Genomic DNA, 17,931 nt, shown 5'->3' on the forward strand with positions numbered 1-17,931 from the left:
CCGGCGAACAGCAGTCCGCCCGCCGCGATCCAGGGCTTGCGCCGCCCGAAGCGCGAGCGCGTCCGGTCGCTGAGCACGCCCATGAACGGATCGAGCAGCGCATCCCACAACCGGCCGACCAGGAAGATCAGGCCGATGGTGGTCAGCGACAGGCCATGGTCCTGCGCATAGACCGGCGGCAGATAGACGCCGAGCGGCAGGCCCGCTGCGGCGACCGGGACCGCGATGGCCGAGAAGCGGGTCAACCGCCAGGCCGATAGCCGGTTCTCGTCCGTCGCTGGGGCTGCGGATGATGTGTGCGGGAACGGGAAGATCGTGGCCATGGTCGTGTCCCTTCAGATCTTGGTGCGCAGCGTGACGCCTATCGTGCGGGGTTCACCGATGATTGCCGTGATCGCGCCCGTATTGCCGGGGCTCAGCGTCTGGAAATATTCAGTGTCGGTGAGGTTGCGCGCCCAGATCGAGGCGTCGATCGAACCATCGGCAAGCCGCACGCCGATGCGCGCATTGAGGAGACCGTAACCCTCGACCTCGCCATAGCGTGACAGGCTGACCGTGGTGTTGAGCGAAGAGCGATGCGAGAAATCCGCATGGCCGTAGAGCTCCAGGGTATGCCCGCCGCTTTCGAACAGCGGCTGCGAGGCGTCAACGCCCAGCGTGTAGGTGAACTTGGGCACGCCGGGGATCTGCCGTCCGGTCAGGTCCTGGATGCCGCCAAGGTTCAGGTTCTCCGGCGCCTGCGGGGCGTTGCGATAATCGCGGAAGGTCGCATCGACATAGGAGCCCGAGGCGGTGAAACTCAGCCATTCGCTCGGCGCGACGACCAGATCGGCCTCGATCCCGCGCGAGCGCACCTTGGGGATATTCGCGATATACTGGCGAACGTTGACCGTGCCCGGCGTCAGCTCGGTGATCGCGGTCTGGTAATCGGTGGTCTCGGTCCAGAAGCCCGCGAGGTTGAAGGTGACCCGCCGGTCCCAGAGCTGGCTCTTCAGCCCCAGCTCGAAATTGTCGATCTTCTCGGGCCGCACGTCGGGGTCGATCCCGGCCGGCAGGTTGGTGAGATTGAGCCCGCCCGACTTGTTGCCGCGCGAGTAGGTGGCATAGGTCAGCACGGCCGGTGTCGGCTTCCATGACAGGCTCAGCAGCCCTGACAGGCTGTTGTCGGTGAAGCTCGTCTCGAAACTGGTGACGGGATTGAACTGGTTGCGGATCGCGAGCGCGGCGGTCGCCACCGCTGTCGGCAGAGTTGCCAGATTGGTGCCCGCAACATGGAACTGGCTGAACGCGCCCGACTTCTTCTCGTTGGTGAACCTGAGGCCGCCGGTCAGCGCGAGCGTATCGGTGATGTTCCAGTCCGCCTGGCCAAAAAAGGCGAGGCTCTTGGTCTCGGGTGTCGAGATCGAGTTCGCCTCGAACCCGTTGAGCGCGGCATTGCCCACCGCTGCGGCGACCGTCGGCAGGTTCCAGTTGGCCGCATTGGCGCCGTAGGCCGTTGCGCCGAAGCCGCGCACGATCTGCCAGAAATAATAGGCACCGACGACATAATCGATGGTGCGCTTGCCCGTCGAGGCGAGCCGCACTTCCTGGCTGAACTGGCGCTGGCGGTTGGCCTGCTGCGCTTTAGTGATGATCGGCAAAGCGGTCGCGTCGCCGTCATTGGCCGGGTTCCAGTCCCACCAGCGATAAGCGGTGATCGAGGTCAGCGCCGCGCCGCCCAGGTTCCAGTCGATCTGGCCGGACGCGCCATAGCTGTCCATGTTCGACTGAAAGGGCGAGTTGGAATCGCCCAGCCTTGCGAACGGATCGATCGGCAGCGGCGTGTAGCCCGCACGCGCCGAACGTTGCAGGAAGTTGTTCGGGATGACCGCGCCGTTATCGTAGTTCGAGAAGATCCCGGCGAAGACGTTGAGCACGAAATCCTGTTTCTGGCGGGAGAAATCACCGATCAGCTTGATGTCGAGATTGCTCGCCGGACGGATCAGCAACTGGCCGCGCGCTGTGAAATTGTCGTAATTCTGTGCGTCCTGCCGCGTGGTGACATTGTACAGGAAGCCGTCGCGGTGCGTGTCGGCCAGGCTCAGGCGGAAGGCGACGACATCGCCGATCAGCGGCCCCGAGAGCGACCCGCGCACCTGATGATAGCCATAGTCGCCGACCGTCGCCTCGCCCTGGAATTCATAATCGAACACCGGTGCGCGCGTGGTGATGTTGATCGCGCCGGCGGTGGTGTTCTTGCCGAACAGGGTGCCTTGAGGCCCGCGCAGCACCTCGATCTGCTGGAGATCGACGAGATCGAACTGCGACTGGCCGACGCGGCCATAATAGACATTGTCGATATAGAAGCCGACGCCGTTCTCGAGCCCGTCATTGGTCAGCGCGACGTTGGAGCCAAGCCCGCGGATGTTCACATTGGTGTTGCGCGGGTTGAAGCTGAAGATCTGCAAGCTGGGGACGAGCTGCTGGATCTGGCCGAGCGTGAAATTGCCCGTCGCCTCGAGCTGGCTGTTGTCCACGACGCTGAGCGCGATCGGCACATCCTGCGCCGTTTCCTCGCGGCGGCGCGCTGTGACCACGATCGCGGCGGATGCGGCTTCGGCGTCTTCGGCCAAGGTGTCGCTACTCTCGGGCTGGTCTTCAGCAGCCCAGGCCGGCCCTGCGGTCAGGAACAGCGCAGTGCTGCCGAGCAGCGCGGCCAGACCTCGCTTGCGGACCAAGCGGGCGTTGCGGTTGGATGTGTAGGTCATGCTGCGCGCCTCCGGGTTGCGGAGACAGGGACAATCGAAGTGCCTTCGTCACGCGCATCATCGGCGCAGGGGTCGGGGAACTTGAGGATGACCGGCGCGCGCGGGGTCGAGCCGACCGGCTCGGGGAAAGGGCCATAGAGAGCAGCAAGGCTCTGCTGGATCGAGACGGGGTATTTCGCCAGGTCGGCGGTAGTGAAGGCAGGCTGGATAGGCATAAGGCACCGTTCGCTCCCCCGACGCCAGACGGGGAAACGCCATCAATCGTATTGGTAGGTGAGCAGGCCGTGCATCAGGCGAACGTGGACAGACGGGCCGCGCCAGGGTCGCACCCGTGGCCGGTTCAGGGTCTGGTTGATCGTGTCCGAAAGCTGCGGCGTGCGGTTGGACGCGCTGAACAGCGATTCAGTCTGTCAGGTCTTGCACATGATCGTTCGCATCGTTTTCTCCCCAAAGAGACGTGGGGGGAACACGGTGCCTGGCGCTGTCGCCTTCAGCATCGCGCGCTTTAGCCGTTGGTAACGCGGAGCAAGCTGCTTCCCATTCAAACGCCGCGGGCCGCTGGGGCCATAGTGCGGATGGGATTATCCATCCGCACATTCATAACTATATTGGTTGAGAAGTGGGGTCAAGCCTGTTGCGCCCGGTGCCGCACAACAAATTCTGCTCTACCCTGAAAGCTGTGCTTGTTGCCTTGCAATGGCTCCGCTGCCCGTCAGAATGTCGCGATCAGCGCGAGGCTGATATAGCGGGTATCGCCAGTCGCCGGCGCGTTCGGGGCTGCGCGCAGGAACTGTCCCTTTGCCAGCAGAAACGCATTGAGCTCGCTGCGCAGGCTGCCGGGCACCAACCAGTATCGCACCCGACCTTCGAGCTGGTGTCCGGCAAAGCTACCCGATCGTCCCCGCACGTCCCGGACGCCGGTGGAGGCGAAGCTGTCCGCTCGCTCTGCGAGCCACATCGGGCGATAGGAGACAAAGCCGTCGTGGCGCTTGCCGGGAGCGGCCTCGATGCGCACCCCGGGGCTGTCGATATTGCTCCGGCCGATCGCCGCCAGAACGCCGGCCGGGCTGAAATCGGCGCGGCGCATGCCGAAAAGGGTATCGAACCGGCCATATTTGCCGCCGGGGGCATCGCCGCTGGCATGATCGTATTCGACCGAGATGCGCAGCCGCGCTGGGCCAGGAAAGGTATATCCCGCATCGGCATGTGCGAACCACGAACTGACATCGAGCAGCGGGGCGGTCGTGCGCGTCGTCTCGCTGGCCTCGCCGAACTGGTAGGCGGCTTCCACCTCGAAGTCGGGCTTGCCTGCCGCGGGTTCGCGGATCAACCGCGCAGCGAAGGTGTGCAGATTGCGGTCGCGCGTCGCACGGCGCAGCGAGTCTCTCTCCTGCAAACGGATATACGAGGCTTCGGCCATGATCCCGGCGATCACATCAGGGTGCCAGACAAGGCCGCCCCACAGCCGAAGATCAAAACTCTCCTTGTCGAGCGCACCCCGGTTGTCGAGCACCGATGGCTGGTCGTCGGGCAGGCGGATCTGGGGTAGAGTGTAGATGAACGTTGCCTGCGGCCCGCTGCGGATCTTCAGGTCGGCGCGCAGACCGGTATAGCCGTTAGTGGTGTTGCGGTAATCGTCTGCGGCCACCAGCCGCCGAGACCCCAGGTTGAGAATGAAGCGACCGGCTTCGAGCGTCAGCTTGTTGCCCTTGCCCGGCTCGAGATCGAGCGCGACATAGGCTTGCACGGGCTCGAGCGTGTTGACATCGTTGGCGCTGACCGACGAGCCGGGTCGCCCGAGCCAGGCACGGCTGTCGAAGACCTCCGCGCCGATCCGCAGCCCAGGCGACGGCGCAAATTCCACCAGCAGCGTCGAGCGCATTGCAATCTGCTCGTCCTGCGGCGGCAGGTTGATCCGCGGCTGCCCTGTCAGGCTCTCGTAGCGCAGCCGGATGCTGCCTGAGACCTTGATGTCGGATGGATTGCCGATCGCGTCCTGCAAGCGCGGTGGCTTGGCGTGCACGGGCGATGGGAAGGCAGCAAGCAGCGCAGCCGGTGCGGCAGTGCGCAGAAATGTTTGAAACATAAGCCTCATCGTGGCCAAACCGGCCATGAAATGAAGCAACCCCTGAGCGCGCGCTGCGCCTAACCGGGCGGTCGCACTAACCCGGTGCTTAGTTCTTGCCGCGATTCGAGGCGCAGTGCAATCGTTTTGTCATGTAGTTTGGTAGAGAATAAATGGGTATGCGCGGATTGACAGATATGTTCCTTATTTGTTCTAATTGGGTGATGCGATTCAGCTTCACCCATGCCCACCCATGATCCCGTCACCGCCATCGCCATGCGCACGCTCGAGGACGTTGTCGCGCAGGCGCAATGCGGTGCCGTCCACCGCACATGGGGCCATCGGCTGGCGCTGAGCTGGCTGGTGCGTGGTGGTGTGGCAGCGGACTGGCAGGCGAGCAGCTTCTGGCAGACGATCGACGATCCGGTCGCATGGGCCTATTCCGAACAGGGCGGGCACGACCACCGCATCTCCATCCTTATGGGACTGCTCGACACCTGGTATCTCGTGCTGCGGCAGCCCCGGCCCTCGCTTCAGCAGCGGGCACGCTGGGCTCGAGCTTATGCCCCCGACATTGACATGGGCAGCGGCACCCCGCAGCTTCCCTGCATGTGTAATCGCTACCAGCCGGGCGAACGGCAGCGCATCGAAGATCATTTCTCGGCCAAGGTGCTGCGTGCATTCAACGAGGGACCGGCGACGGTGCACCCCAGGGAACCCGGCTGGGTCGTGCGGCAGCATGACGGCCAGATGGTGCTCGAGCAGATGACCTGGGGCTTCCCCGTCGTGCTGCGTGGCAAGAAGGGCCAACCGCTCAAGCCCAAGCCGGTGAACAATGCGCGCTTCGACAAGCTGGGCGCCTTCTGGAAGCGCTGGGCTCTGCTGCCCGAGCATCGCTGCCTGATACCGGCTGCGCGCTATGCCGAGGCCGTCGGCACGCCGGGCAAGATGACCGAAACCTGGCTGTCGGTGAAGGGCAAGCCGATCTTCGCCTGGGCGGGCCTCTGGCGGACATCGGACGAGTGGGGCGAGGTCTATACCGGCGTCATGACCGAGAACGCGCCGGAACTGGAGCACATCCACGACCGATCGCCGGTGATCCTCACGCCCGACCAGTGGCAGACCTGGCTCACCGCGCCGCTCGAGGAGCTGTATCAGTTCGACCGGCCGTTCCCGACGGATGCCATGTGCGTGGAGGCGACCAAGGAGCTTTGGGCACGGCGGTGAGCTTGTGTCGCCGGGCCGGTGGATGGCTCTTCCTGTGGCTACCCGCCTGATAGGCTGCACCCGGATATGGGGGACGCGGATTTTCTAAGACATCTCGCTTTGGCGATCCATGGGCAGGCATCATTACGGAATGAGCGCCGCATCATCCATGTCCCGGCAGCCCCCTGTGGCATGATGAGGCGAGGGGCTGAACTTCTTGCTTGGCGCGGCGGGGGGACGGCGGCTAAGGCTGGCAGCACACACCATGGCGTTATTGAGGAGGGCGAGTGCCGATACTGGACTGGATGACGCGCGGTGAAGATGTGCGTGCGGCGGCGCAGGTGCCGTATCGGTTGCTGGAAGCTGTGCCTGAGCTCAACGGCGGTGATTCGGCGTCGGGCAACATGCTTATCCAGGGCGACAATCTCGACGCGCTCAAGGCGTTGCTGCCCTATTAAAAGGGCGCGGTGAAGTGCATCTATATCGACCCGCCCTATAACACGCGCTCCGCGTTCGAGCACTATGACGACAACCTGGAGCACAGTCAGTGGCTCTCGATGATCTACCCCCGGCTGGTGCTGTTGCGCGATCTGCTGGCCGAGGACGGGAGCATCTGGGTCTCGATCGACGATAACGAGGGGCACTACCTCAAGGTCATTATGGACGAAGTGTTCGGGCGGCGAAATTTCATTGCGAACGTCGTGTGGGAAAAATCCGATAGCCCGAAGATGGACTCGAGATTGTTCTCATCACGGCACGATCACATATGCCCATGTGTCCGAGCGCAATTTCTTCGAGGCGGCAGAGGGGCTGAAGGACCGGCTGACCGAGATGGGCTTTGACGAGCGCACGGCGCTGGAAGCGATTGTCGAGCAGCCTCAAGCGTTCGAGTGGCGCGAGGACCAGCCGCTGTTCACCGCACCAGTGCTGCCGGTGCTGAGCGTGCATGAGCGCCCGGATCAGAGCGACTGGACCCCCGAGATGGTCGAAGCGACGCGCATGGCCGACGATGGCCAGGGCGGGGTGGCGATCACCTTCAACGCCGATGCCCCGGATGAGGTGCTGCTCAAGGTCGCCGCCGCGATCAGCGCGGGCACGACCAATCCCACCACGGCCGTCGAGGCGTTCATCGCGCGCCGCGCGGAGAGCCTGTCACCGGCCGAGAAGGGTGAGGTGCTGACCCTTCCACGCCTCGCCATCGAGGGCGACGACGGTCAGATTGAGATCGTCTTCCCCGAGACGCTGGTCGATGTCGGTGGGTGGGACCTGAGCCAGGTCGATACCAGCCTTCCTGGTTTCGCGCTGACCGAGCGGCCCGATACGTTCGAAATGGACGTCGAGGGTGACCGGGTGGTCTATACCCGCATCGATGCGACCGCCGAACTGGCGCTCGACGATGCGACCGACTGGGATGTAGCGGCGCTTTCTCGCTGGCTCGACCGCACGACCCGGCAGCGCGACGTGGCCCAGCCGATCTTCCTGGAATATTGCCGCCGCGTGGTGGCGGGCGTCGCCGAGCGCATACCGCTGGCCCAGCTCGTGCGTGGCAAGTTCGCGCTGCGCCGAGCGATCATCGCGCGGGTCAAGGATCTGCGTGAGCAGGCTGGCATTCGCGGCGTGCAGATGCTGATGACCGACATCGCGCCGGTGCTGGCGCTGGGCGACAATGGGTTCAGCTTCTCGAAGCGAGGCTATGATCCCCGGACGCCCTATGTCGGGAACTGGAAGCCGAATAAGCACCTGTTCGCCCAGGTCGGCGATCTCAAGCATGGCGGCGAGGAGTGGCAGGCCGCCATGCAGATTGATGCCCATCCGGCCGTGAAGCACTGGGTTCGCAATGTGGACCGGACAGCATGGTCCTATGCCCTGCCGACCTCGACCGACATGTTCTACCCGGATTTCGTCGCCGAGCTGATCGACGGCCGCAAGCTCATCGTCGAGTATAAGGGCGAGGACCGGACCGATAACCGCGACAGCCTCGAGAAGCGCAACATCGGGGCGCGGTTGCAGGAGATCAGCAACGGGTCGGTTGTGTTCCTCTGGGCCGAGCGTGACCGCGACGGCGGCGTGAGCAGGCAGATCGACATCGCGATCGCTTGAGGGCCAGTTCTCATTAGACGCGATGTGCAGGGAGTTAGCGCATGATTTAAGGCGCGCCCGGCATAACTCGACGCCACCGAGGTTCAACCTGCCAGCCTGACCTTCTCGCGCGCTGACCGCACGTCGCGAGCAGGCGGCGTCCCAAACATCCGACCGTATTCGCGGGCGAACTGCGAGACGCTCTCATAGCCGACGTCAAAGGCAGCGCGGCCACGACTGCGACCCTGTGAAAGCATCAGGCCATCTGATGAACGATGAGGAGGCCCAGGGCGATGCGTGGCATCGCCCTGGGCTATCTTCAAGCCTTCCGCACCATGCCCGACCTACACCCGCCGAGGATCAATTCTTCGCCGTGCCATCCACAAGCGCTTCGATGTCGGCGCGCAAAGTTTCCCACTGCTCGCCATCAAGCTTTGCCAGTCCGAAATGGCGGAGCAGCACCGCACCCTCGGTTGCCAACAAGGCTATCCGCAGTGCTCGGGCCGAAGCTCCACCTTCAAGCAGATCGGCGAACCGCTCAGCATACCAGGACTGGACAGACCCCAAATGATCGGGGGTCTGAATGAGGCCCGCGACAAGCGCAGCGGATCTTGCCGAGCTGTCAGCGTTCTCGTCGAGTGCAATCGCTACGTGCGCAGCGATACGCCTCTCCGGGGATACTTCGCCGACGCCTTCCAGTGCCGCGTTCAGATCGTCGGCATAATCGTTCACCCAGCGATCCAGGAGAGCGCTTATCATCGCCTCCTTGGTGCCGAAGCAGGATTGCACGCCGCCCTTGCTGATGCCCGCTGCCTTAGCGACTGCGTCAATGGTCAGCGCCGCCGCACCGCGATCTGCAACGATCTGGTCGGCAATTGCCAGCACCTGGTCGCGATCGATTGAGGGTCGTCGTCCCATGCCTACTCCTTTTTTCATACGGTGGTATTGAAATATTTCAAATACGATCGTATGTCAAATTCGGAAGGAGATTCAGGCATGGTTGGCCGCAAGGTAGTGATAGTTGGTTCCGGCTTTGGCGGACTCGCCGTAGCACGCGGCCTTGAGGGCACCGATGCTGAAGTGACGATCATCGATCGATCCAACCATCATCTGTTTCAGCCGCTGCTCTATCAGGTCGCGACAGCGGCGCTGAACCCATCGGACACGGCAACCGCGACACGCAGTCTGTTCAGCTCGTCGGACAATGTGCGCGTGCTGATGGACCATGTCATAGGGGTGGATACCAGCCGGTCGGTGGTGCTGACGGACCAGAGTGGGCACGTCGCCTACGACTTCCTGGTGATTGCAACAGGGGCCGATTACAGCTTCTTTGGCCATGACGAATGGGCCGAGCATGCACTGGTGCTCAAAACCATGGATGATGCGCTGACGATCCGCGAGCGCGTTCTGGCAGCATTCGAGCGCGCAGAACTGGAGGTCGATCCTGCCGAACGTGCGCGACTGCTGACTTTCGTCGTTGTTGGCGGAGGGCCGACCGGAGTGGAGATGGCGGGCGCCATCGCCGAGCTCGGGCGGACGACCCTGGCTGGCGATTTTCGACGCATCGACCCGCAGGAGATCCGCATCATCCTGGCCGAGGCAGGCAGCCGTCTGTTGCGCCCCTTTTGTCCGCAGCAATCGGCTCATGCTCTCAAAGCACTCGCCGCGCTGGGCGTCGAGGTCAAACTCGGTGCTGTTGTGCAGCAGATCGAGGACGATGGCCTATGGCTTGGAGACGGCCGCATCGACGCTTCGACCATCATCTGGGCCGCCGGCACCAAGGCACGTGCGGCTGCAAAATGGATCGGCGCAGCAGCCGCATCAAACGGGGGGATCATCGTCGATGAGCACTGCCGGGTGCCCGGCCATGATGCCGTTTTCGCGATCGGAGATGCCGCCAGTCAGACCGCCGCTGACGGGAGCATATTGCCGGGCCTTGCCCCGGTCGCAAAGCAGCAAGGCCGCCACGTTGCGAGAATGATCCGCGCGCAGCTGAGCCATGGCCGGGCGCCAAGGCCATTTCGCTATCACAGCTGGGGCATGATGGCGGTGATCGGCCGGTCGCAGGCGGTAGCCGATTTTGGCTGGCTCAAGGTCAATGGCCTTGTTGCATGGCTGTTATGGTCGATGGTGCATCTGTTCCTGCTCATCGACTTCCGGTCTCGCAGCTCGGTCTATCTTTCGTGGAGCTATGCCTGGTTCACCCATGGGCGGATCGCGAGGCTGCTCACGCGAGGTAGCGCGACCGCACAAAAACCCTTGGTGACCAAGGAGGCATCGTCATGAGTTGGCTCTATCTCGTGCTCGCTGGCATGTTTGAAATCGGCTGGCCCGTCGGTTTGAAAATGGCGCAAACCCCTGCAACCCGCATAAGCGGGATCGCCATTGCCATTACCTTCATGGCGATCAGTGGCGTCCTGCTATGGCTGGCGCAGCGCACCATCCCCATCGGCACGGCTTACGCCATATGGACTGGTATCGGCGCTGCGGGCACGTTTTTGGTTGGCGTGCTGATCTATAATGACCCCACGTCGCTTATGCGCTTTGCGGGCGTCGCGCTCATCATTGCCGGTGTCGTGACATTGAAACTTGCGCATTGAACGCATGTGGCGCACGCAGCCTGCCTGGGACATCTGCGATCATCCTGACCGCTACCAGGCTCGGCTGCGGTTTTACCCATGGAACTGCACGCCGTGTGTGGTGGCTGCGTGCGCATGAGCTTGACGATGGTGATGATGGAATACCCTACCGAGGGGTGCCGGGATCAACCCGAAGCGGCGTAGAGCTTGCATAAGCTCGGTGCACCAAAAACATAAAAAAGGTGGTTTTGTATTACCGTTTTGATGCAAGGTTTTCGGGGTAAGCCAGAAACAGGCAAGCTGCTATTGATCGAAAAAGTTGATTAAAAACGCCGAATTCCGTCAACAAAACAGCAACTAAATTCAACCTGGCGAAGCGCACCTCCATGCCGTCGGATGAGGCATTCAACCACGCTGACTTCGAGAAAATCAAGCTTTTCTGCGGCGTTGCGGGCGCGGCGGTGTAGGGCAGAAACAGCGGAAAGCTGAGTTTTGCTGCCGCGGTCCGACTGGCTTGCCTATCGCCGCCGCAGGCGACCAAAGTCCTGTGCTCCCAACCGCCACAAGTATCATGCTCCTTGCCGTGCCATGGTGCGCACATAGGGCAGCCACAGCAGGATCAGCGTTCCCTCTCCCGGACGGGCCTAGCAATCCAGATGGCCATGCAGCGACGAGGCGCGGGCCTTCATGCTGGCGATACCCTTGCCGGCCTGACGCGAGGCCATGTCGATTGATCCATGGCCATTGTCCGCAACATAGGCGGCGACACCGGCGATCCTTTCGCGCTGGTCCTCGCGGCAGCCGATGCGGATTTCGGTCGCTCCCGCATGGGCGAGCACATTGCCGATCGCCTCCTGAAAGATGCGCAGCACGTGCAGTGCGTTGGCAGCATCGAGCCACGGCAACGGATCGCAGGGCTGGACCTCCCATTTGCAGCCGATACCGGCATCACGAAGGTCTCCTGCCATGCGGTGACGAAGGTTGGCGATGAGCGCCACGAGGTCGCCTTCGACCGGCTCGAGCGAGTCCACCGTGATCTTGAGATCAGCCAGCGCCCGGCTCAGCGTCTTGATCGTGGTGTCCGGCTGGTTCTGCTGCCGCGCGACGGCAAGCGCGGTGATGAGGTTAGAACCGATCCCGTCGTGCATCTCCTGCATCAGGCGTCCGCGCTCAACCGGCAGAAGCTTCAAAATACTGCCAGCGGCTGCGCTGCCGAGGTGGAAGCCAGCGCGACCGACATCATCACCGCCGTGCGCATCAACACCGATGGCGGCGATGCGATGCTGATCGACCAGGTCCAGGTCTATCGCGACGGCCGCAAGATCTTCTGGGACGGCCGCGACAATGGCGGCGGCTATTGCCTCTCCACCGATGCCGGGGACACCGCAGGCGGCTGGGAAGCAGCAGCGAGCGGCTGCTCGAAGTCGCACACGTTCAGCAACCCGGCCTGAGATGGTGTGCGGTGAATACGGAACCCCGCCATGCGATGAAACATGGCGGGGTTGTTTTGGGGGAGAGCTACGTCGTCGCGGGAGCACCGAGGGCACTGTAACCCATGATGCTCCGCAGGGGCGCTACCAGCCGTTCTCAGCGCGTTCTGGCGCGGTCAGCTCCCAACCGATGTCTGCCCTGTATCGATGCGCTACGCAGGGTCCCTTGCACCGTGTGAGCGCTTCCTCGACATGGGCGCGACCGACGCTCGTCAGGGACTTGCCCCAGCCAGGTTCGACCGACAGACCGACCTCGCCGATCCCATGCTTGGCCCGCCAGCGCATCAGCACGCCGATGGCTTCTGGCAGATGGGTAGCGAGGACGATCACCGGAGCGTGCGACCGGCTGATCATACGATAGGTGCGGTAGCTGTCACCGCCCCGCTTGCCGCCGGGAAAGCCGACGACGCTCATGCCGTTGCCGGTTCGAAGAGCATCGAACCATCCAGCTGCTGCACGATCACACCGGCGACGTCGCCACGCTCGACGGTCTTGACGGTGAAGTTGTCCTTGAAGTCGGCGGGAGCCCCCCGACAGATCGAGAACCTGCCAGGTGCATCGCCGGACCTCGCGATCCAGAAGGTGACATAGACCGCCGATGCGTGGTCCATGTCGGTGGCGGCGATGCACATCTCCTCGCCGGTGTTGTCGTTGCGAACGTTGAAAAGCTTCATGTCGTTGACCTCGTCGTCGTTGTTGATGACTTGGTGTGACATGGTCCCGCTTGGCATGCGGGTGGGAAATGCGGTGGCAATGGGTCGAGTATCTAAGTGGAGGCTGGTGGGCTCGTTATGCCATGTGCACCTACCTGCACCATGATGATGAGAATGGCGCGGCCGGCGGACGAGCTAGGCCAACCGGCCGGTGATTTCGTGCCAGAAGTCGCGCGTCGCATCGACGATGGATCGGGACATGGTCAGGCGGCGCTTTTCCAGGCGGTCGTCATGTCTCCGCACGCTCTTGAATAGGTAGTTGACATACCGCTGCCCAGCCCTGGTGAACTCGGCACCATGCTTCGCCCGACGCGTCACCGGATGCCCCCGAATACCTTGGCCAGCTGCTCGCATGGCAGCGTCTTTGATCCGCTCACCGTCACCAGGTGCGTCAATCAACGCACCACCATGAATGTGCAGAATGGTAGGTGCCTTGGTGAGTTTGCTCCATCCCTCGATGACGAAGAAATGCTCCAGCCCAGGTCGAATAACGGCCAGCTCCTTGCGTAGCCTATCCCTGATCTCCGCACGGACGTCTCTCCCCTGGGCTACCAGCTTGGCTTCCAGCTTCGGATGGATGTGGATGTTGAATGTCTGGAAGGACCACTCGTCCATGAGCATGACCGCCAGCTGGACCTTCAGCCATAGGGTCAGGTCGTCCCAGTGGGGCATGGGGCGCCCGTTCTCCTGTGTCCGCTTCGGGAACGGTGCAAGCCTCCTGTTCCAGCTGGGTTTCACCCCCTCCAAACCCATGTAGACTGATAGCGGCTCGATCGGCCGTCTCAGGTTGTTATGCCAGCTGATGCCGCGTGCCCTCAAACGCCGCAGTATTCGGTAGATTTCGACGTCGCGCCGCTTCTTGCGAGCGTTGCGTTGGCGAGGAGGCAAATTTCCACTTTTTCGACGAGATTTCATGGCTTCACAATGCTGCGCGCGATGGCGGGCGGGCCGGTTAGCACCGATGGCACGTCGTTGCTATGACCCTGATAGTCACACCGCTCATTTCACCGCAAATGCGAAAAATCGATCGGCTGCCCGCCCTCAACTACACGGCCATCGCTGATCGGGACGAAGGAGGCCGCCTCAATCATGTCTCGACGGCGTTCGATTGTGCCTTGGGGCATAGTGCCATACCCTGTCGTGGTAATCGTGTCTGCATGGCCCAAAATCAGGGGGCCGAACTCGCGGTCCTGGAAACCGGCAGCCCGCAGCTGATCCGTCATCGTATGCCGGAATGAGTGAGCACCATAGCCGTCACCACTCTGCTTCATGCCGATCTTGGTGAGATAGTCGCGCCACCAATCTGACGGCTCGTCGCCATACTGGCCACGTTTGCCAGGCTGCAACTCGACGAAAAGCTGCCGGTAGCCATTGTTTTTGGATAACTTGCGCTGCCGTTCGACGAAATCGAGCACCCCTATTGCAATCAACGTCGAGTGGATTGGCACAATACGACTCTTGCCAGATTTGGTCCGTTGTCCCGCCTTCTCGTCGTCCCGCAGGTGAAAGCACCAGACTCCATGTTCTCTTACGATGTCCCGGAGTTGCAGCTGCGCAATCTCGCCGATCCGGGCACCTGTAAACAAGCACATGAGCGGTATCCACTTGCGCCAGTCGTCTGCCATCTGGTGGCCAGCTACGTGCTCTTTGCCGTCTTGCAAGAAGCCCTTGAAGAGCGGCGAGCGTAACATGGTGTCAATCTGACTGGCCGAGAAAGGTGGGCGAGGGTTTCTGCGCTTCTGCACCCGCTGGTGTAGGCCATGAAACGGCTGTGACTCCGCATAGCCTTCTTCAACGAGCCAGTCGAAAAGTGGAGCTACGGTGGATGTATATCTGGCTCGAGTAATTGCTGACAGCGTCGGTTCGCAGCGTTGTCTCGCTTGGGCAGCGATTTCTCTTATGCCGAGGCCCTTGTAGTCGTTGCGCTTCGCGAAATTCGGCGGCAGTTTGGCGACGGTGTTCCTGAATTCGCGACATTCATCGCGAGTGATAGACCCGATCGCACGATCGCGTCCCACGAAATCAGCGAACAGTGTCACCACCATACGATCCTGATCGATCCCAGATAGGCGCTTTCTGCCCTCAACGACCCGCTGCTTGGCGTAGTCCTCGAACAATTCGAGAATCGTCTCGCCCGGCGTAGCACGAAGTCGCTCCCGATCCTTCACGCGCCGGACTAGGGGTGTCGATGGCTCAGCTTCTATCCCTGTCGAACTTAATCGATATTGAGCCCGAAGATGGTCACTGCGTGCCTCGGAAATCAAAGCGCAAGTCTGATTGTGTAGCGAACTGCCTCGCGAAACCTCTGCCCCTAATGCTTCCAGCACCGCGTCAGCTTCATCTTCGACGGTCGAGAAATCACCAGTCGCAACTGCCCGGATGTGGTCCTCAAGCTCCATCTGTGTCCAGCGCACATGTCCTTGGAACATGATCGGCCCTTTGCCCCTCAACGTGTTGCGCGCCGTGTCAGCCTCGGCCTTCGGGAGATCGTAACCCATGATGACGGCTGCCTCCTCCAACTCATCGATGGTCGGCTCCCGGACGGTGGCTAAAGCCGCAGGTTGGACAGTTTCGGCGGCGGGGAGTAGCCCCCATTGTGCAAATAGTTCAGCGCGCTTCTTGCCAGCGAGAACCGCTGCCTCGCGTGGATCGGTAGTGTTCAGAGACTCCATGATTGGCTTGGTGCCGTAGCGGTGCTGGACCACTTTAGGCACTGCCATCCGAAACCAGATGAAGCGCGAGTTTTTTCTTGCCCATAGGTAGGGACCGAGTGGCTTTGTCATGGCAGCCTCGTAACTGTCGATGGCCGAAATATACATCGAAATATACAGCGGCTCGTCGCAAAACCCCAGGCAAACTGCGAATCGTGGTTCTAAGTGTGTCAAGCCCTCAATAAGATTCGAATCCTGTCTCCCCGACCAATTCTACCGTCTTGGCAAGTCAGCGCAGTCCGGGCAGCGCCTTGCCTAGCCCGTCCAGCGCTGCCTGCAGCGTCGCGCGGTGCTTGGCGAAGCAGAAGCGGACGAGATGGGTGGGCGCGGCCTCGGCGTAGAAGGCAGAGATCGGGATCGCGGCGACGCCTGCGCTGCCAATGATCGCCTCGCAAAATGCGACGTCGTCCATCACCACCTGCGATGCGGCAAGGTCCACGGTCACGAAATAGGTCGCGGCCGAAGGGATGGTGGCAAGGCCTATGGCGTGCAGGCCAGCGCAGAAAAAGTCGCGGCTCGCCTGATGCTCGGCGCGCGCCATCGCGATCCAGGCGTCCTCGCCGTTCAGCCCCTCGGCCACCGCCCATTGCAGGTGCGGCGGGCTGGTGAAGGTGAGGAACTGGTGCGCCTTGGCCAGCACGTGTGCGATCGGCGGAGTGGCGCACATCCAGCCGAGCTTCCAGCCGGTCAGTCCGAAGATCTTGCCGGCTGAACCGATCTTCACCGTGCGCTCGCGCATGCCCGGTTGCTGCATCAACGACCGGTGCTCAGCGCCATCATAGACCAGCGCCTCCCACACCTCGTCGCAGATCGCCATCAGATCGTGCTCCACGCAGGCCTGCGCGAGCAAGGCCAGATCGTCCGGATGCGCGCAGGTGCCGAGCGGGTTCATCGGGTCGTTGAACACGATCAGCCGCGTGCGCGGGCCGATCGCGGCTGTCAGGCCGGCAGGGTCGATGCGCCAGCTCTTCCGGTCCATGTCGACGATGCGCGCGATCCCGCCGGCACGCTGCACCAGCGGCAGATAGGCGTCGTAGAGCGGCTGGAACAGCAGCACCTCGTCGCCCGGCACGATCAGCGCGAGCAATGCGGCAGCGATGGCCTCGGTCGCGCCCGAGGTTACGACCACTTCGTCGGCGGCCAGATCGAGCGCCTGGTGCCGCGCGTACCAGCCTGCCACAGCGTCGCGCAATTCGGGCAGACCGATCATCGGCGGATACTGGTTCGACCGCTGGTGCATCGCATCGCAGCCCGCCGCGATCACTGCCACGTTGATTGGACCATCGGGAAAGCCCTGGCCCAGATTGATCGCGCCAGTCTCGCGCGCACGCATCGACATCGCCTCGAAGATCGTGGTCGGCATGTCGCGATAGAGGGGATTCATGGCATCTCCGGCTCAGGCGGGCAGGGGGGATGGCGATGGCTTGGCATCCGATGGCTGCCTCTGTCCAGAGCCGTTGTGCCGGAATTGATCGTTGCGGCCGGGCCTCGCCTCTGGATCGGTCTGCTGCTTTGCGCCAGACTGGCCACCAGATGCAGATAAGGGATAGCCAGTGCCAAGAACAGCCAAGCCGGGAATGCCCGTCCATGCGGAAAGCCATCAGATCGCGCGGATCGGCTGGCTGCGCGCCGCAGTGCTGGGGGCGAATGACGGGATCGTCTCGACCGCCAGCCTGATTCTGGGCGTCGCGGCCTCGGGCGCGGACCGGCAGGCGCTGCTGGTGGCGGGAGCGGCAGGGCTGGTGGCAGGCGCGATGTCGATGGCGGCGGGCGAATATGTCTCGGTCAGCAGCCAGTCGGACACCGAGGCAGCCGACCTGGCGCGCGAGCGGGCGGAACTGGCGGACGATCCCGAGTTCGAACGCGCCGAGCTGGCCGCGATCTATGTCGGGCGCGGGGTTGATCCGGTGACAGCGGATCGGGTCGCGGCGCAGATGATGGCGCACGATGCGCTGGGCAGCCATGCGCGCGACGAGTTGCACATCAACGATCTGACGGCTGCAAGGCCGCTCCAGGCGGCACTGGCCTCGGCACTGACCTTCACGGTCGGCGCGGCGCTGCCGCTGTTGCTGGCGGGCCTGCTGCCAATGGGGTCGATGGTGATGGGCGAGGCGGCAGGATCGATCCTGTTCCTCGCGCTGCTGGGCGCGGTGAGCGCCCGGGCTGGGGGTGCTCCGGTGGCACGTCCCGTGATCCGCGTCGTCTTCTGGGGTGCGCTGGCCATGGCGCTGACGGCGGGGATTGGCAGGCTGGTCGGCGCTGCGGTGTAATCGGGCCTCAGGACGATCAGACGATGACGCCGGGGCCGATGCTGGCAGCGATGAAGACGACCGAGGTGATG

20 protein-coding genes are annotated in these 17,931 nt (G+C 62.8%); 8 read left to right on the forward strand and 12 right to left on the reverse strand.

Features of this window, described 5'->3' with window-relative positions:
• The 4 genes from AX735_RS21195 to AX735_RS21210 all read right to left on the reverse strand — a co-directional run.
• Positions 1–323, reverse strand: a 323-nt coding sequence (locus AX735_RS21195; protein WP_202189636.1) for an MFS transporter, incomplete at its 3' end; no start/stop codon positions are given.
• Between the two features lie 12 nt (positions 324–335).
• Positions 336–2,747 (reverse strand): TonB-dependent receptor, encoded by a 2,412-nt coding sequence (locus tag AX735_RS21200; RefSeq protein WP_066284511.1) that lies wholly within the window; start codon positions 2,745–2,747, stop codon positions 336–338.
• On the reverse strand, positions 2,744–2,962 hold the full coding sequence (locus AX735_RS21205; protein ID WP_066284512.1) for a hypothetical protein: 219 nt from the start codon (positions 2,960–2,962) through the stop codon (positions 2,744–2,746). Before AX735_RS21205 ends, AX735_RS21200 begins: the two co-directional genes overlap by 4 nt.
• 497 nt (positions 2,963–3,459) lie before the next feature.
• The gene (locus AX735_RS21210; RefSeq protein WP_082751241.1) at positions 3,460–4,833 is read right to left on the reverse strand and encodes an alginate export family protein; all 1,374 of its coding nucleotides are present in this window, start codon (positions 4,831–4,833) and stop codon (positions 3,460–3,462) included.
• 222 nt (positions 4,834–5,055) lie between these two features.
• Between AX735_RS21210 and AX735_RS26545 the strand changes: the two genes are divergently transcribed.
• From AX735_RS26545 to AX735_RS21220, 4 genes are all read left to right on the forward strand, one after another.
• Positions 5,056–6,039 (forward strand): SOS response-associated peptidase family protein, encoded by a 984-nt coding sequence (locus tag AX735_RS26545; protein WP_231750209.1) that lies wholly within the window; start codon positions 5,056–5,058, stop codon positions 6,037–6,039.
• Between the two features lie 266 nt (positions 6,040–6,305).
• On the forward strand, positions 6,306–6,476 hold the full coding sequence (locus AX735_RS27125) for a hypothetical protein (RefSeq protein WP_446471844.1): 171 nt from the start codon (positions 6,306–6,308) through the stop codon (positions 6,474–6,476).
• 9 nt (positions 6,477–6,485) lie between these two features.
• Positions 6,486–6,860: a DNA methyltransferase gene (locus tag AX735_RS27130; RefSeq protein WP_446471845.1), complete on the forward strand. Its 375-nt coding sequence runs from the start codon at positions 6,486–6,488 to the stop codon at positions 6,858–6,860.
• Positions 6,793–8,118 (forward strand): hypothetical protein, encoded by a 1,326-nt coding sequence (locus tag AX735_RS21220; protein ID WP_231750210.1) that lies wholly within the window; start codon positions 6,793–6,795, stop codon positions 8,116–8,118. Before AX735_RS27130 ends, AX735_RS21220 begins: the two co-directional genes overlap by 68 nt.
• Positions 8,119–8,457: 339 nt before the next feature.
• Here AX735_RS21220 and AX735_RS21225 read toward each other — a convergent pair whose 3' ends face one another.
• The gene (locus AX735_RS21225) at positions 8,458–8,982 is read right to left on the reverse strand and encodes a TetR family transcriptional regulator (protein ID WP_202189637.1); all 525 of its coding nucleotides are present in this window, start codon (positions 8,980–8,982) and stop codon (positions 8,458–8,460) included.
• Between the two features lie 111 nt (positions 8,983–9,093).
• Between AX735_RS21225 and AX735_RS21230 the strand changes: the two genes are divergently transcribed.
• Complete coding sequence (locus tag AX735_RS21230; protein WP_066284516.1) at positions 9,094–10,383, forward strand: NAD(P)/FAD-dependent oxidoreductase; 1,290 nt, start codon at positions 9,094–9,096, stop codon at positions 10,381–10,383.
• Positions 10,380–10,697, forward strand: coding sequence for a DMT family transporter (locus tag AX735_RS21235; protein ID WP_066284517.1), 318 nt, complete (start codon positions 10,380–10,382; stop codon positions 10,695–10,697). The genes AX735_RS21230 and AX735_RS21235 overlap by 4 nt, the downstream gene beginning before the upstream one ends.
• Before the next feature lie 232 nt (positions 10,698–10,929).
• On the opposite strand, the gene AX735_RS25405 is transcribed toward AX735_RS21235, so the two are convergent.
• Entirely contained in the window at positions 10,930–11,277 is a 348-nt protein-coding gene (locus AX735_RS25405) for a hypothetical protein (protein ID WP_137775812.1), read from the reverse strand.
• 43 nt (positions 11,278–11,320) lie between these two features.
• The gene (locus AX735_RS21240) at positions 11,321–11,824 is read right to left on the reverse strand and encodes an ATP-binding protein (protein WP_066284518.1); all 504 of its coding nucleotides are present in this window, start codon (positions 11,822–11,824) and stop codon (positions 11,321–11,323) included.
• Between AX735_RS21240 and AX735_RS21245 the strand changes: the two genes are divergently transcribed.
• Entirely contained in the window at positions 11,819–12,127 is a 309-nt protein-coding gene (locus AX735_RS21245; RefSeq protein ID WP_066284519.1) for a hypothetical protein, read from the forward strand. The genes AX735_RS21240 and AX735_RS21245 overlap by 6 nt on opposite strands.
• 123 nt (positions 12,128–12,250) lie before the next feature.
• On the opposite strand, the gene AX735_RS21250 is transcribed toward AX735_RS21245, so the two are convergent.
• The 5 genes from AX735_RS21250 to AX735_RS21270 all read right to left on the reverse strand — a co-directional run bounded on the left by AX735_RS21250 (position 12,251) and on the right by AX735_RS21270 (position 16,974).
• The gene (locus AX735_RS21250; RefSeq protein WP_066284524.1) at positions 12,251–12,580 is read right to left on the reverse strand and encodes a hypothetical protein; all 330 of its coding nucleotides are present in this window, start codon (positions 12,578–12,580) and stop codon (positions 12,251–12,253) included.
• Positions 12,577–12,882 (reverse strand): hypothetical protein, encoded by a 306-nt coding sequence (locus AX735_RS21255; RefSeq protein ID WP_066284525.1) that lies wholly within the window; start codon positions 12,880–12,882, stop codon positions 12,577–12,579. Before AX735_RS21255 ends, AX735_RS21250 begins: the two co-directional genes overlap by 4 nt.
• 132 nt (positions 12,883–13,014) lie before the next feature.
• Positions 13,015–13,794, reverse strand: a complete 780-nt coding sequence (locus tag AX735_RS21260) for a hypothetical protein (RefSeq protein ID WP_137860421.1) — start codon at positions 13,792–13,794, stop codon at positions 13,015–13,017.
• Between the two features lie 89 nt (positions 13,795–13,883).
• Positions 13,884–15,698, reverse strand: coding sequence for a site-specific integrase (locus tag AX735_RS21265; protein WP_066284530.1), 1,815 nt, complete (start codon positions 15,696–15,698; stop codon positions 13,884–13,886).
• 121 nt (positions 15,699–15,819) lie between these two features.
• Positions 15,820–16,974 carry an aminotransferase gene (locus tag AX735_RS21270; protein WP_066284532.1) on the reverse strand — a complete coding sequence of 385 codons (1,155 nt, stop codon included), beginning with the start codon at positions 16,972–16,974 and terminating at the stop codon, positions 15,820–15,822.
• Between the two features lie 193 nt (positions 16,975–17,167).
• Here AX735_RS21270 and AX735_RS21275 point away from each other — a divergent pair, with 193 nt between their 5' ends.
• Positions 17,168–17,860: a VIT1/CCC1 transporter family protein gene (locus AX735_RS21275; RefSeq protein ID WP_066284533.1), complete on the forward strand. Its 693-nt coding sequence runs from the start codon at positions 17,168–17,170 to the stop codon at positions 17,858–17,860.
• The last annotated feature ends 71 nt before the right edge of the window (positions 17,861–17,931 follow it).

It is taken from the genome of Blastomonas sp. CCH1-A6, assembly GCF_001556365.1.
GTDB classification, from domain to species: Bacteria; Pseudomonadota; Alphaproteobacteria; order Sphingomonadales; family Sphingomonadaceae; genus Blastomonas; species Blastomonas ursincola.